12 protein-coding genes are annotated in these 15,639 nt (G+C 66.9%); 8 read left to right on the forward strand and 4 right to left on the reverse strand.

Translation table 11 applies throughout. The features are described 5' to 3' along the window. Positions 1–18: 18 nt before the first annotated feature. Positions 19–1,158: a coiled-coil domain-containing protein gene (locus QSJ18_RS18750; RefSeq protein WP_286328158.1), complete on the forward strand. Its 1,140-nt coding sequence runs from the start codon at positions 19–21 to the stop codon at positions 1,156–1,158. A 25-nt stretch (positions 1,159–1,183) separates the two neighbouring features. Here QSJ18_RS18750 and nucS read toward each other — a convergent pair whose 3' ends face one another. The 4 genes from nucS to QSJ18_RS18770 are packed head-to-tail and all read right to left on the reverse strand — an operon-like array spanning position 1,184 to position 5,520. Then, the gene (nucS, locus tag QSJ18_RS18755; protein WP_286328159.1) at positions 1,184–1,867 is read right to left on the reverse strand and encodes an endonuclease NucS; all 684 of its coding nucleotides are present in this window, start codon (positions 1,865–1,867) and stop codon (positions 1,184–1,186) included. 56 nt (positions 1,868–1,923) lie between these two features. Next, positions 1,924–3,357: a glutaminase A gene (gene glsA / locus QSJ18_RS18760; RefSeq protein ID WP_286328160.1), complete on the reverse strand. Its 1,434-nt coding sequence runs from the start codon at positions 3,355–3,357 to the stop codon at positions 1,924–1,926. Between the two features lie 45 nt (positions 3,358–3,402). Beyond that, positions 3,403–4,239: a mycofactocin-coupled SDR family oxidoreductase gene (locus QSJ18_RS18765; RefSeq protein WP_286328161.1), complete on the reverse strand. Its 837-nt coding sequence runs from the start codon at positions 4,237–4,239 to the stop codon at positions 3,403–3,405. A 42-nt stretch (positions 4,240–4,281) separates the two neighbouring features. Next, positions 4,282–5,520 carry a helix-turn-helix domain-containing protein gene (locus QSJ18_RS18770; RefSeq protein ID WP_286328162.1) on the reverse strand — a complete coding sequence of 413 codons (1,239 nt, stop codon included), beginning with the start codon at positions 5,518–5,520 and terminating at the stop codon, positions 4,282–4,284. A 174-nt stretch (positions 5,521–5,694) separates the two neighbouring features. Between QSJ18_RS18770 and QSJ18_RS18775 the strand changes: the two genes are divergently transcribed. The 7 genes from QSJ18_RS18775 to QSJ18_RS18805 all read left to right on the forward strand — a co-directional run bounded on the left by QSJ18_RS18775 (position 5,695) and on the right by QSJ18_RS18805 (position 15,571). Then, positions 5,695–7,548 carry an NAD(P)/FAD-dependent oxidoreductase gene (locus QSJ18_RS18775; protein WP_286328163.1) on the forward strand — a complete coding sequence of 618 codons (1,854 nt, stop codon included), beginning with the start codon at positions 5,695–5,697 and terminating at the stop codon, positions 7,546–7,548. Positions 7,549–7,700: 152 nt separating this feature from the next. Beyond that, on the forward strand, positions 7,701–8,567 hold the full coding sequence (locus QSJ18_RS18780) for a universal stress protein (protein ID WP_286328164.1): 867 nt from the start codon (positions 7,701–7,703) through the stop codon (positions 8,565–8,567). 235 nt (positions 8,568–8,802) lie between these two features. Then, positions 8,803–10,035 (forward strand): acyl-CoA dehydrogenase family protein, encoded by a 1,233-nt coding sequence (locus QSJ18_RS18785; RefSeq protein WP_286328165.1) that lies wholly within the window; start codon positions 8,803–8,805, stop codon positions 10,033–10,035. A 41-nt stretch (positions 10,036–10,076) separates the two neighbouring features. Continuing rightward, a complete protein-coding gene (locus tag QSJ18_RS18790) occupies positions 10,077–11,441 on the forward strand; it encodes a sugar ABC transporter substrate-binding protein (protein WP_286328166.1) in 1,365 nt (454 codons plus the stop codon). Then, on the forward strand, positions 11,438–13,048 hold the full coding sequence (locus QSJ18_RS18795) for a sugar ABC transporter ATP-binding protein (protein WP_286328167.1): 1,611 nt from the start codon (positions 11,438–11,440) through the stop codon (positions 13,046–13,048). The genes QSJ18_RS18790 and QSJ18_RS18795 overlap by 4 nt, the downstream gene beginning before the upstream one ends. A 33-nt stretch (positions 13,049–13,081) precedes the next feature. Then, a complete protein-coding gene (locus QSJ18_RS18800; RefSeq protein WP_286328168.1) occupies positions 13,082–14,155 on the forward strand; it encodes an ABC transporter permease in 1,074 nt (357 codons plus the stop codon). Positions 14,156–14,191: 36 nt separating this feature from the next. Further along, on the forward strand, positions 14,192–15,571 hold the full coding sequence (locus QSJ18_RS18805) for an LLM class flavin-dependent oxidoreductase (RefSeq protein WP_286328170.1): 1,380 nt from the start codon (positions 14,192–14,194) through the stop codon (positions 15,569–15,571). The last annotated feature ends 68 nt before the right edge of the window (positions 15,572–15,639 follow it).

The following is a 15,639-nucleotide window of genomic DNA, read 5'->3' on the forward strand; positions in this document are numbered from 1 at the left end:
TCGGATAGACTGTCGCACATGCCAGCTCCCGCCCAACGGCCCCTTCCATTCGCGATCGTGATGCGCGGCTACGACAAAGACCAAGTCGCTGATCGCCTGCAACGACTCGACGCCGAGATGCGGGTGTTGGCGGCCGATCGGGATGCGGCGACCGCCAACGCGGCCGAGCTCGTCGCGCGCCTGCAACACGCGCGCGACGAGATCGACTCGCTCCGCCGCGAGGTCGACAAACTGTCCGTCTCGCCGACCACCGCGCAAGGTATGAGCGACCGGCTCTCACGGATGCTCCAGCTCGCCTCGGACGAGGCGAGCGAGATCCGCGCCGAGGCCGCAGCGGAGGCGGCCGAGACGCTGTCGGTGGCGCGGCAGGAGTCCGGCGATCTGCGCGCTGAGGCCCGCGAGGAAGCCGAGAAGATCCGTTCCGAGGCCGCGGCCGCCGCCAAGACCCTGATCGACGACGCCGAGCGTCGTGCGCGCGAGGTCAAGGAGACCGCAGCAGCCAACGAGGCCGAATCGGCCCGACAGATCGCCGAACGCACCGCCGCCATGGAAGCCGAGTACACCGAGACCATCGACTCGGCTCGTGCTGAGGCCGAACGGACCCGGGCGGAGAGCACCGCAACGGCCAAGGCCCTCGTCGACGGCGCGGACCGGCGCGCCCGCGAGGTCAAGGAGACCGCCGCCGCGAACGAGGCCGAATCGGCCCGACTGATCGCCGAACGTACCGCCGCGATGGAAGCCGAACATTCGCGCACCATCGCCGCCGCGCAGGACTACGCCCAGCGCGTCACCCAGAAGGCCCAGAACGAGGCCGCCGAGCTCGACGCGACCAGTTCCCGGCAGCGTCAGGCCGAGCGCGAACGCCACGAAGCCGAGATCACCGCGGAACGCGAGCAGGCGGCCACCGAGGCCGCCGACACCAAGCGGATCGCATTGGAGATCGCCACCGAGCGTCTGGCCCGTTCACGTGAGCTTGCCGGTGCCGCCGACCGCTCGCGCCGTGAGGTCGCCGGTCATCTCGACGAGTTGCGCACGAAGCTGGCCGACCTCCCAGACCTGCTGGTCCGCTCGGATGAGACCGACTACGAAGCCCGCTCGGACGACGACGACCTGGAACTCCTCAACCAGTTCCTGTCCACGCCGGCGCGCACGCACTGAGACCCACTACGACGCCGAGTTCCGCCTAGAACAGGCGGAACTCGGTGCTCTCGGCACCGCGCAGGGCATCGTAATCGAGTACCAGACAACGGATTCCACGGTCTTCAGCCAGGGTGCGGGCCTGCGGTTTGATCTGCTGGGCGGCGAACACCCCCGCGACCGGCGCGAGCAGCGGGTCACGGTTGAGCAGTTCAAGGTAGCGGGTCAGTTGCTCGACCCCGTCGATCTCGCCGCGCCGCTTGATCTCCACCGCGACGGTGCCACCGTCGGCATCGCGGCAGAGCAGGTCGACCGGGCCGATGGCGGTCATGTATTCGCGCCGGACGAGGGTGTGCCCGGCCCCGAGGGTGTCGACATGTTCGGCGAGCAGTTCTTGCAGGTGTGCTTCCACCCCGTCCTTGACCAGCCCAGGATCGACGCCGAGCTCGTGTTCGGTGTCGTGTTCGATCGCCGCGATGGTGATCCTCAGCTCCTCACCCGCTTTGTTGGTGACCACCCAATACTCGGTCGCCTCGACGCCGTCGGGTACCGGCGCGGTGGCCAGCCAACACGGCGGACTCATCCAGTTGAGCGGTTTGTAGGCGCGGTCGTCGGCATGGATGCTGACGGACCCATCCGACTTGATGAGCAGCAGCCGGCGGGCCATGGGCAGGTGAGCGGTGAGCCGGCCGACGTAGTCGACCTGGCATTCGGCGATGACGAGACGCACCCGCCCACCCTAACGTCCCGACGATCCTCGACTCGTCGGCCCACGCCGGTAGTCGTTCACCGATCGGTGAACTGCTTCAGCAAGAACTCCTCGGCGTCGACGATCGCCTGATCCATGGTGGCGTGCACATGCGGAAGAGTCGGGTCGAATCCTCGAAGATCCTCGGGCACATTGAGATTCGGAGCGATCGTGTCACGCCGGTGCCGATCGACACTGGCCCGCACCACCCCGTCGGGGTCGACGATCATCGCCCGTTTGCCCACGTCGTCGAGCGTGCGCTTCATCGCGAGCACCATAGTCCGCGCCACCGGGTCGATGACGTCGATCCGCGAGATCTCCACGATGGCCACCGCATAGTCGTCGATGTCGGCCTCCAGGCGCCGCAGAGCACTCTCGGCCCCGGTGAAGGTCAGGTCACCCTGCAGTTCGTAAACCCGAACCCGGTCCCGACAGGTGCGCAAGAAGCCGCGCTCGGCCTCCGACCAGTCCGGACCGACCTCGATGTCGGAGATGTCGAAGACCGAGCGGATCGTCACCCTCGACTCGCGGGTCACGTTGAACATGTGCAGGCCGAGATCACTGGACAGGTGACGGCAGGCCTCTACGCCGCGCACGCTGTTGCCGTGTTCGTCCAGTCTCGGCGAGTACACGCCGATACCGAGCTGACCAGGCAGGACGGCGAGGATGCCACCGCCGACACCGCTCTTGGCCGGCAGCCCGACGCCGGTCACCCAGTCCCCCGCACCGTCGTACATGCCGCAGGTGGTCATCACCGACAGCAACCGCTGGGCCACCTGCCCGGAGAATGCCTGCCGACCGGTCCGCGGATTCACCCCACCGTTGGCGATGGTGGCCCCGACGACGGCGAGATCGTCGGTGGTCACCCGGATCGAACACTGCCGGTAGTAGAGGTCGAGCGCGGCGTCGGGTGCGGTGTCCAGGGCGCCGAAGCTGTCCAACATGTAGGCGATCGCCCGATTGCGTGAACCGGTGGCGGCCTCGGAGGCGTAGACCTGTTCGTCGATCCTCAGCCTGCGCGCGGCGCACGCCGAGTAGAAGTCGACGAGTTCGTCGAACACCTTCGCGACCATGTCGTCGGCGACCTCACGTACCGGGGGCAGCAGCAACGACGCCGCGAGGATCGCCCCCGCGTTGATCATCGGATTCTTCGGCCGCCGCCGGTCGTCGACGCTGATCTCGTTGAACGCCTCCCCCGACGGTTCCACGCCGATCTTCGCATCCACCGCTTCGACGCCGAGCCTGCCGAGTGCCATCGCGTAGGTCAGCGGCTTGGACACCGACTGGATGGTGAACTCCACGCCGCTGTCGCCGTCGGAGTAGATGTGCCCGTCATGGACGCACAGCGACAGCCCGAATCCGTCCGGGTCGACTGCGGCGAGTTCCGGGATGTAGTCGGCCACCTCACCGGTGCGGTCGACGGCGCAGGTGTCCATGATGTGACGGAGGTAGCCGTCGACGTGCGAGCTCATGGGGACGATCTTGGCAGGTTCGCCGCCGGTACGGGTGGACCCCGATCAGCCGGTGACGCGTGCCGCGTTGCCTGCGTCGATAGGTACCACGATGCCGCTCATATGTGCACTGCCCTCGGCGGCGAGGAAGACCACCACGCGTGTGACCTCCTCGGGTTCCAGCCAGGGCACGGGCTGCGCATGCAGCGACGTGAAGACCGGCGCGACGTCGGCGCTGGTCGGCTGGTCCAGGTCGGGACGCATCAGGTGATACAGGAAGTCGTTGTGGATCATCGGGGTCGAGATATTGCCGGGGGCAACCGCATTCACGGTGACGCCAGTCTTGGCGAGGTCGAGCGCGGCACTCTTGGTCAGCCCGATGACACCCCATTTCGACGCACTGTAGGCGGCCATACTGGTGTTGGCGGCCCGCCCCATCATCGACGACACCGTGATGATTCGGCCGTAGCCGCGTTCGGCCATCCCCGGCGCCACCGCGGCGACCGTGTTGAAGACGCCGGTGAGGTTGGAGGCGATGGCCTCATCCCACATGTTCTGAGGCATCACCTGGATCGGCGCGGCGACCGACACCCCGGCGTTGGCGACCGCGATGTCGATCCGGCCGAACTCGCCGGTCGCACGATCGACGAGCGCGTCCACCGCAGCCCGGTCGGCGGTGTCCACCACCGCCGACAGGCAGCGGACACCGGTGGCCTCGACCAGTCGGACGGTCTCGGCCAGATCGGCCTCGGTCGCGAGCGGATAGGCGACCGCCGGTGAGTCCGCGCAACGGTCACAGATCACGATGTCGGCACCCTGCCGGGCGAACTCGAGCGCATGCGAACGGCCCTGGCCGCGTGCGGCGCCGGTGATGAACGCGACGCGTCCAGTGAACTCGGCCATGTACGGGGTTCCTGTTCTGTCGATGGGGCGGACGGGACTGAGCTACCCGGCCGTGCGGTGCGAGTCGTCGAACACGACCTCGATCGAATCGGCGAAACGATAGGGATTGGCCACCAGCATCCCGCCGAGACGCTTCCGCAGCCGTGACACCTCCGCGCGCACCGTGACCGTCCGATCGTCGGTGCCGAACAGGTGTCTCGACAGGTCGGCCGCGCTACAACCACTCTGCGACCTCGCCACCAGGGCGAGGATCTGTGCATGTCGTGGCGTCGGATTCCACGACCACGATCCGTCCCCCGCCCCGACCCGGACCGTCGGCGGGGTCGCGGCCAGATCGAGTTCGACGATGGTTCGCGAACCCGGCGCGGACGTCGGCGCCACCTGGACGAGCCAGCCACCCGGCAGCGGTTCGATGTCGCAGTCCCCGAGGTCGTGGAGCCACGTCCGGCCGGCCCGCAGAGCAGACGGCAGTGTCACCCGTTCTCGCGGCGCGAGTCCGTCGACCGCGACCACCCAGCCGTGTTCGTCGACGGCCAACGCCCGCCCTGCCGAGCGGGCCAGGATCGGCGCGGCGACCGACCGCAGCGCGTCAAGGCTGCGGCGGTGCTGATCACGCAGGGTGCACTCGGCCAGCCTGGCCACCGAGGCGACGAGCGCGAGGGTCGTCGGGTGGACGGTGGCCGCCGGACCACTGACGTCGACGACGCCGAGCAGCACACCGGTCCGCGGATCCGTGATCGGCGCACCGGTGCAGGTCCAGGAGTGGTGGGTGCGCACGAAATGTTCGGCCGAGAACACCTGCACCGGGCGTCGGGACATCAGCGCCGTACCGATCGCGTTGGTACCCACCGAGCTCTCCGCCCAGTCGGCTCCTTCGACGAAGCCCAGCCGGTCCGCGCGGGTCAGCACCCGGGGCGATCCGCTGCGCCAGAGCACCCGGCCCCGCGGATCGGCGACGACGAGAATGTTGTCGCCGTCGGCGATGACCGCGTCGAGCCCCCGCGTCAGTTCGCCCAGTACGGCCGCCAGACCGGACTCCCGACGTTGCGCTTCGAGTTCCGCGACGCCGAGCGTGTCGGCCGCGCCGCCCGAATCCGGATTGACGCCCGCCGTTCGCACCCGATCCCACGACTGGGTGATCAGCGAACGTGGACGGGCCGGCAGTCGCGAACCGGACATCGCGGCGTCGTAGACGGCAGACAGGACCTGCGCGAAGTGTCGCGGATCGTCACCGGCGGAGACCGCGGGTTCCGGGATCGAGCGGGCATCGGAGGTCGTCATCGTCTCGATTGTGCGCCCGATCACACCGGTCACGCAAAGGGGGCGCCGCCGCAACCCATTGCAACCCTTGTCCGCCGACCGGGGTGCGCGGTGTGCTGTGGATCACATCGACGACGCACCCGCGTCGTGTGCCTCGAAGATCCCCGCGATCCCGGCCAGGAGGTGCCGAACATCATGACTCAGACACTCGAACCCCAGCAGGTGCACAGCCAGACCCGACCGCCCGCCACGGCACAACAGCGGGTCGAGGGGTGGTTGGCCGATTTCAACGCGGCCCTCGCCGCCCGCGACGTCGACGCCGTCGTCGCGATGTTCGCCATCGACTCCTACTGGCGCGATCTGGTCGCCTTCACCTGGAACCTGACCACCGTCGAAGGACGGGAGCAGATCGCAGACATGCTGGGTGAACGACTCGACGACACCGACCCCGCCGGGTTCACGACGAGTGAGCCTGCCACCGACGACGACGGGGTGGCGTCGGCGTTCATCCGGTTCGAGACCGCCACCGGCCGCGGTGAAGGCCATCTCCGTCTCCGTCGCGACGCCGACACCGGTGTCGACCAGGGCTGGACGCTGCTGACGACATTGCAGGAGCTCAAGGGCCACGAGGAGCCCGCTGGCCATACCCGAGTCCGTGGCGCCGTCCACGGATCCGACCCCGATCCACGGTCGTGGGCCGAGCGCAGGGAGGCCGAAGAGGCCGAACTCGGCCGCACCGTCGATCCCTATGTTCTCGTCATCGGTGGCGGCCAGGGTGGGATCGCCCTGGGTGCCCGGTTGCGTCAGCTGGGTGTGCCGGCCATCGTCGTCGACAAACACGAACGGCCGGGAGATCAGTGGCGCAACCGCTACAAGACGCTCTGCCTTCACGATCCGGTGTGGTACGACCACCTGCCCTACCTGCCCTTCCCGGCGAACTGGCCGGTCTTCGCCCCCAAGGACAAGATCGGCGACTGGCTGGAGTTCTACACGAAGGTCATGGAAGTCCCGTACTGGAGCAAGACCGAATGCACCTCGGCCACCTACGACGAGGACGCCGGGCGCTGGACCGTCGAGCTCATCCGCGACGGTGAGGCGATGACTCTTCACCCGACGCAGGTGGTCCTGGCCACCGGCATGTCGGGTAAGGCCAACGTGCCGCAGTTCCCCGGCCACGACCTCTTCGCGGGCGATCAGCATCACTCCAGCCGACACCCTGGACCAGACGGGTTCATCGGCAAGAAGGTCGTCGTCATCGGTGCCAACAACTCCGCACATGACATCTGTAAGGCGCTGGTGGAGAACGGGATCGACACCACCATGGTGCAGCGCTCCTCCACCCACATCGTCCGATCCGACTCGTTGATGGAGATCGGCCTCGGCGCGCTCTACAGCGAGCAGGCGGTCGAGTCCGGGATGTCGACCAAGAAGGCCGATCTCACCTTCGCATCCCTGCCCTACCGGATCATGCATCAGTTCCAGATCCCGCTCTACGACCAGATCCGGGAGCGCGACAAGGATTTCTACGATCGACTCGAGCGGGCCGGCTTCCTGCTCGACTTCGGCGACGACGATTCCGGCCTGTTCATGAAGTACCTACGCCGCGGCTCCGGGTACTACATCGATGTCGGCGCTTGTGATCTCGTCGCCGACGGCACCATCAAACTGGCTCACGGCGGCGTCGATCATCTGACCGAAGACAGCGTCGTCCTCGCCGACGGCACCGAACTGGCGGCCGACGTGATCGTCTACGCGACCGGCTACGGCTCGATGAACGGCTGGGCCGCGGACCTGATGGGCCGCGACGTTGCCGACCGGGTGGGCAAGGTGTGGGGTCTGGGTTCGGAGACGACCAAGGACCCCGGCCCGTGGGGAGGAGAACAGCGCAATATGTGGAAGCCGACCCAACAGCCCGGATTGTGGTTCCACGGCGGGAATCTGCATCAATCGCGCCACTATTCGCTGTATCTGGCGCTCCAGCTGAAGGCCCGCTTCGAGGGCATCGACACCCCGGTCTACCGCCTGCAGGAGGTCCATCACCTGAGTTGAGCATCACCCTGGGGAGTCATCGTGACAAGGCCACGAATCGGTGTGCCGATCTGTCGATCGGCACACCGATTTCGTTTCGGCGTCCTTGCCGGGATCGCTAGGCTGGATCCGATCCACCGCATTCGGTCCACAGCGCAGAGCGGAGCCGCCCGATGAAACTCCTCGTCGCCTACATCGCCACCGCGGGCGGGGAGGACGCCGTCGCACTGGGATCGAGTCTCGCGCGCACCTTCGACGCCGATCTGGAGATCTGCATCGTCATCCCGCCCGAACCCGCGCATCCGACCGCCGACGTCGAACGCTTCGCAGACGCACTCGACCTCGCAGCCAAGGGGTGGCTGGACGAGGCGGTGGCGAAGGTCCCCGACGATATCCGAGTGAAAACCTCGATCGCAGTGCATGCCAATCCGGCCGACGGCCTGATCCGGCGGGCCCGGCGCTCTGGCGCGGAGATGATGGTGATCGGCGGTTCCGGTGGCGGCATCGCCGGACGACATACCCTCGGCACCGTCGTCAACGACATCCTCCATTCCGCGCCGATACCTGTGGCCCTCGCACCGGCCGGTTTCAGCCATACCGGGGCGCCCGAGGTCACCCGGTTCACCGTCGCCGTCGGGCATCGGCCCCAGACCCCGCTGCTGACCGAGCTGGCACGAAGTCGAGGGGTGGGTACGCATCGGCCGGTCCGTCTGTTGGCGTTGGTGGCACTCAACGAGGTAGCGCCCTGGAATCCCGATCCCGAACCGGAGCTGATCGCCACCGCCCGCGCACACGCGCAGGACAATATCGATCAGGCTCGCGCCCGGGTGCCCGAGGACTTCGCCGATCTCAGCTCGACGATCTCCGAGGGCCGGACCATCGAGGACGCGGTGCAAGCGGTCGAGTGGATGCCCGGTGACGTGCTGGTCGTCGGATCGAGCCGACTGGCGGCACCCGCCACCCTGTTCCTGGGTACCACCGCGGCCAAGATCCTGCGCACCGTCGCGGTGCCGATGATCGTCATCCCCAGCTCCGAGTAGCTCCGCCCGGACCACGGATCGCCTTTTGCGCCGCGTGCATCGATCCCTTCCTGGGATACCTCCCCGCCCGTAGCGTCGTCGCCGACAAGGGTCACCGGAACCCACGCATCCGCGCTGGGATCCGATGCCGGGATCGGTGTTTCGTGCGCCACCCGGCGAAACAATTTCCGCGCCAGCGTCTTCGACGTCCCAGCCGGACGTCCGATGACGCCTGCGCACTGGAGGAGGAGTCGCCATGACCAGTACCGTTTCCGCGTCCGCGGACAGCACATCCACGGACACCACGTCCACGAGTTCCCTCACCGCCGACTTCGATGAGCTCTTCGCCCGCGTCGCCGACGGCGTGGTGCGTCGCGAACTCGACAACGTGAATCCTTTCGATCAGGTGAAGTTGGTCGCCGAGAGCCCGTTGAGCAAGTTGCGGCTGCCCGTCGAACGCGGCGGCTCGGGTGCCTCGGTTCGCGAGTTGTTCGCCGCGGTAATCGGTTTGGCCGCCGCGGATCCGACCGTCGCCCACATCTACCGCACCCACTTCTGGCTCACCGAGGAATTCCTCAACCTGCGCACCGACAACGCCGACCGATTCCTCGATCTCGTCGCCGCGGGCAAGGTCTTCGCCAACGCGACCAGCGAGCGCGGAACCAAGGCGGCCGGCGACTACGAGTTCAGCACCACCCTCACCCCCGTCGACGACCATTTCGTGCTCAACGGCGAGAAGTTCTACAGCACGGGAACCTTGTTCGCCGACTATGTCAGCGTCTGGTCCGTGCAAGGCACCACGTTGACGTCGCTGGTCGTCCCCACCGACCGCGCGGGTATCGAGATCGTCGACGACTGGGACGGATTCGGCCAGCGCCGTACCGGTTCGGGCACCACCCGCCTGCGCGATGTCGAGGTCCATCGCGAGGATCTGCTGCGCGAGGTGCCCTTCGACGAACCGCTGCCCCAGTCCACCCAGGGCGCCTTCGTCCAGCTCTACCTGCACGCGATCATCGCAGGCATCCTGCGCGCGGTCGTCGCCGACGCCAAGGCTCTCGTCGCGGGACGCAGCCGCAACTTCTCCCACGCGTCATCGCCAGAACCCACCCGCGATCCGTCGCTGCAGCAGGTCGTCGGCGAACTGGCCTCCCTGGCCTTCGTGACCGAGAGCACCGTGCTGATCGCCGCCGAAGCCCTCGACGCCGCAACGGCTTCCGCCGTCGACGGCATCCAGAATCCCGCCCTGGCCCAGCAGGCGTCGCTGGCCGCCTCCAAGGCAAAGGTGGTCCTCGACGAGATCGGTACACGGGCCGCGACGCTGCTCTTCGAGGCGGGCGGCGCCTCCGCCGCAGGCCGCGACAAGGATCTCGACCGGCATTGGCGCAACATCCGCACGATCACGCTGCACAACCCGGCTCGCCTCAAGGCGCAGGCCGTTGGAGCCAACGTGCTACTCGATCAGGATCTGCCCGCCAACGGCTACTTCTGAGCCGACTCCGCACACACCACATCCGCAGACAGGCAACGACAATGGTGCAAGAGATCGACGAGCGCGACCCCGACAACCGGCGCGCCATCGATTCGGTGCTCGACAAGCTCGACACCTATGGTCTCGGCCGGCGGCAGTTCGTGAAGCTGCTCGCAGGCAGCGCCGCCGCAATCGCGGCCGGGGGCACGCTGACCGCCCTCGGCCGCCACGGCGGTGACCGTGCAGGCGGGGTCGCCCACACCGACGGCAAATTCGCGCTCCTCAACTGGTCCTCGACCGGCGACTACGCCATCCAGTGGGCCAACGCATACAAATCGGCTGCCGAACAACTCGGTTACGCATCGGTGGTACTCGACGGGCGTTCCGATGCCGCGGTGCAGTCGAATCAGTTCAACCAGTTACTGACCCAGAAGACCACCGCCATCTTCGTCGGTCTCAACGATCCCGGCGCGCTGCCCACGCTGGCCCAGGACTCCAACCGCAATGGCGTCCTCTTCCAGGCGGCCTGGAACTCGCCCGCCTGGTACACGCCCTGGCACAGTGACGAATACGGGCCGAACTTCAATTCCTTCCTGATGCCGGACGAGTATGAATCGGTCGGCAAGGCCGTCGACGTCCTCGCGCACAAGATCGGCGAACAGGGCACCGTCGTACGTGTGGGCGGCTTCTATCCGTCGATCGACGGGTGTGAGACACAACGGCGCCTCGCGGTCCACGACACGTTGAAGAAGTACCCGAAGATCCGGTTCGCCGGTGAACTGCACGCGAAGTACGACGCCGACCTGTCCCAACGGGCGACGACGTCGCTGCTGGCCCGCTACCCGGACACCGTCGGCATCGTGGCCGTCAACGATGACGCCGCCACCGGCGTCGTCGCCGGTATCGAGGCTGCGGGCAAGGTTCCTGGCAAAGATGTATTCGTGGTGGGCGCCAACGGATCCACTGCCGGAATCGAACGCATCCTGGCCGGTACCCAACTGGTCACCACCGGCAACGTCCCGGCGTACCCGGCCTTCGTCACCATCGCGCAGTTCCATGATCGGCTCAACGGGTGGCAGCCCAGCGCGGCCGAGCGCACCTACGGTTGGCATGCCGAGATCATCACCGCCGACAACGCGCAGGTCTTCAAACAGCGCTACGTCGACGGTCCGGTCGGGGAATCCTTCGACGTCAAGTTGCTCTCGCGCGTCGAGCATCCCCACGACTTCGATCTGCAGTTCGACGCCTATCCGATCGAGGATCTCGACAAGGTGTGGCCCGGCATCCCCAAACCAGACGGCTTCGAGTATCCGGCTGCGTACCTGCAGGCACGTCGCGACGGCGAGTTCGATCGCATCCGCGCCCTCTACCGCGAGCACTATCGCACCCCGGTCCTCGGACCCTCACCCTTCGGGAGGAAGCAGTGAGCAACGTCGAGCAACCGCGTCTTCAGGCGCGCGGAATCGTGAAATCCTTTGGGGCCAACCGCGCATTGCGCGGCGTCGACCTCAGCGTCGGCGACGGCGAGGTCGTCGGCCTGATCGGGGAGAACGGAGCCGGTAAGAGCACCATCCTCAACATCGTGTCCGGTGTCCTCCCCTACGACGAGGGAACGCTAAGGCTCGACGGCGTCGACATCGCGCCCAAGACCTATCAGGAGGCCAACCGGCTCGGCATCTTCCGGGTGTTTCAGGAAACCAACCTGATCGATGCGCTCGCGGTCTACGAGAACACCTTCTTCGGCTGGGAGAAGCTGTTCGCCAATCGCGGTGTGCTCAACCGGCGCGCGCTGATTCGCGCCACCTCGGAGGCGCTGCAGCAGGCAGGCGTCGACGACGTGGACCCGACGGGTCCGACTGGACTGCTCACTCCCGGGCAGAAGCAGAGCCTCGACATCGCCCGGGTCACCGCGCTCGCCGACAAACTCGAAATCACCCGTCCCGTCGTCCTCTTCGATGAGCCGACCACCGCACTCGACCACGACCACGAAGACAACTTCCTGCGGCTGCTGGCGCGACTGCGCGGCGTCGCGGCCGTGGTCTTCGTCTCCCACCGGCTCCCCGAGATCCTCGAGACCACCGATCGGATCACCGTCTTCAAGGACGGCGAGTCGATCGCCGAGCGGGCGACGGCGGGCGCCGACGAGACCGAACTCCACCGGCTGATGGTGGGGAGGGTCCGGGCCACGAACTCCTACCGCGAGGGCGCACAGCGCACGATTGCCGAGGTGGTGCCCGAACGTCTTGTCGCCACCGGACTTTCGGGTGCCGGCGTGCTCCGCGAGGCATCGCTGACCGTCCGGCCCGGCGAGATCCTCGGACTCGCGGGTACCGAGGGTTCGGGCAAGCGGGTTCTCGGTGAACTCATCGCCGGCGCGCTGCGCCGCGACTCCGGCACCATCACGGTGAACGGCCAACCCTTGACCGGCGGTGTCGCCGAACATGTCGCGGCCGGGATCGCCTACGTGCCACCGGATCGCGCCGAGAAAGGCTTGATCACCTCCGCGTCGATCGTGGACAACATCCAGCTGGCGTCGCTGCACGATCGGTTCGCCACCAAGCGCGCCGGTCTGTGGGCGGTCGGTCGGGCGCGCAAGGCCGCGCAGCGATACGTGGACGAACTCGGCATCGTGGCCGACGGCATCGATGCGCCGGTGTCGTCGCTGTCGGGCGGTAACGCGCAGAAGGTCCTACTCGCGAAGTGGTTGCTGCGCAAACCCGACATCCTGGTCCTCGACGCCCCCACCCAGGGAGTCGACACCGGGGCCCGCGAAGGAATCTACGATCTGCTGCGCGCGGCCTCCGCCGAGGGCACGTCCATCATTCTGATCAGCGACGACCTGCCGGAACTCATCGGTCTGTCCAATCGCATCGCGGTCATCACCAACGGTCGACTCGTCGCGACCGTCGAAGCCTCCGCCGACGACGAACCGGCCGAACATGACCTGGTGGCACTGATGATCCCGGGCGGCGTCCCCGCCGGGACGCACCCGGACAGCTCGCCGGCCCTCGCTTCACCCACCCCCTCCGCGTGAACTCCTTATCCCACACCATGAACGGATGATGGCATGACCGTCGAACTCGACTCGACCCCGACCGTCCCGGCTGCCGAACCAGTGGTACCGAACAACGATTCGGCCACCGCGGCACCACACTGGCCGGTCGTACCGGCCTCACTCGCCAACCTCGGAAACCGGATCCGGCCATATCTGGTGACCACGGTGCTACCCCTCAGCGCACTGATCGCACTGGTGGCCTTCTTCGCGGTGCGCGCCGAGGCATTCTTCAGTCCCGCCAACTTCGCCCTCATCAGCGGCCAGGCAGGCATCCTCTTGCTCGCCTCGCTCGGCGCGACCCTGGTCGTCATCGCCGGGAGCGTCGATCTGTCGGTCGGTTCCATCGCCTTGCTGACCGGCACCGTGGTCGCGTACCTGATCAGCCACGGGCTGAACAATCCAGTACTCGCGATTGTCGTCTCGATTGCGGTCGGCGCCGCCATCGGACTGCTCAACGGGGTCGTCTTCGCCTACGGCCGAGTCCCTTCGTTCATCGCCACTCTCGGCACGCTGTCACTGTTCGCCGGCGTCGGACTGACCATCCTGCAGGGCAGCACGATCAACTTCACCGCACCGGGTATTCGCAATCTGGCTGTCGGACAGTGGATCCCCAACCTCCAGAACGCAGCGGTGATCGCACTGGTCGTCTTCGCAGTCGTGTGGTTCGTCTCCCGACGCACCCGAATCGGGCTGTACACCTATGCGGTCGGCGGCAACGAACGCGTCGTCGAGCTCGCCGGCGTTGCCACCCGCCGGGTGAAGGTCTTCGTCCTCGTCGCGTCGGGTGTCACTGCCGGACTCGCCGGCCTACTGTTGACCGCACAGCTCGGCGCGGCGGGACCCACCCTGGGCTCGACGATCCTGCTGGATTCGGTAGCCGCCATCGTGATCGGCGGCACCGCCCTGTCCGGCGGTGTCGGCAGTGTCACCCGTACCGTGCTCGGTGTCTTGATTCTGACCGTGTTGTCCAACGGCCTCAACCAGATCGGGGCGGCCGACTATACCCAGACCATCATCAAGGGTCTCGTCATCGTCGTCGCCGCCGTGTTCACCATGGCCTCGCAGCGCAAGCTGATTGTCAAATAGAGCCTCGGACAGCCACTTTCCCGATCAGGAGACATCGTGTCGCAACCCAAACCGCTGCACTACGCAGCCTTCGTCATGAACACCACCTCCCATATCCTGCAAGGATTGTGGCGGACCGACGACGCACGACAGACCGACTTCAACTCGCTCGAACACTGGGTCGGACTGGCCCGCGAACTCGAGCGCGGCAAATTCGACTTCATCTTCTTCGCGGACGTCGTCGGCCTCTACGGCGACTACGACGGCGGATATCGTAAATACCTCGAGGCCGGCCTGCAGATCCCCAGCAATGATCCGTCGGTCATCGCCTCCGCGATCGCCTACAACACCACCGATCTCGGCATCGCGATCACCAGTTCGGTCCCGCAGGAGCACCCGTTCAATTTCGCCCGCAAGATCTCGACCCTCGATCACGCGTCGAATGGCCGCATCGCCTGGAACATCGTGACCAGCGGCCTGGCGAATGCCTTCCGCAACTTCGGTTACGACGGGCTCGTCGAACATGACGAACGGTACGTCTGGGCACAGGAGTACGCCGAGGTCGTCTACAAACTGTGGGAGGGTTCCTGGGACGAGGGCGCACTGTTGCAGGACAAGACGCGGGGCGTCCACGCCGATCCCGACAAGGTACACAAGATCTTCCACGAGGGTGCGCGTTACCGCGTCGAGGGGCCACATCTGGTCGCCCCGTCACCTCAACGCACGCCCCTGCTCTTCCAGGCCGGATCCTCGCCCGCCGGGCGTGAATTCGCCGCCCGCAATGCGGAGGCACAGTTCATCATCTCCCCCGGGCCGGCAGCGGCCCGCACCCTGATCGACGAGACGCGTGCGCTCCTACCCGCGCACGGACGGGATCCGCACGATCTCAAGTTCTTCCAGGGCCTGCATTTCGTCATCGGCAGCACCGAGGCCGAGGCCCGCCGCAAAGAACGCGAACTCGAGGAGAACATCGACCTCGACGCCATGATCGCCCATCTGTCCGGCGGGCTCGGCGTGGACTTCGGCAGCCATCCCCTGGACACGCCGTTGGGCGAGATCGAGAGCGAAGGCACCCGCAGTCTGCTCCAGTGGGTATCCGAGGCGGTCGAGGGGCGCGAACCGACGGTCGGCGATCTGGGACGCGTCCTCGGCCGCAACTCGCGCGTCGTCGGTACACCAGACCAGATTGCCGACCAGCTGGCCGTCTGGCGCGATGCCGGCGTCGACGGTATCAACGTCGTCAACGCGACGATCCCGGGCAGCTACGTCGAGTTCATCGATCACGTGATCCCGGTGCTCCAGGAGCGCGGCCTCGCGCAACGTGAGTATGCGCCGGGTACCACGCGCCAGAAGTTGTTCGGGCACGATCTGCTCGACGACCGTCATCCCGGCGCGGGCTACCGCGGGGCGTTCACTCCGGTGGCCGCCGCACTCTGAGCTCGCGAACGCAGTCCGCACGCAACAAAGGGCGGGTCACCCAACGGGTGACCCGGCCTTTGCGCTTA

Origin of the sequence: Gordonia heveisoli (genome assembly GCF_030315745.1) — a bacterium.
Classification (GTDB): Bacteria; Actinomycetota; Actinomycetes; order Mycobacteriales; family Mycobacteriaceae; genus Gordonia.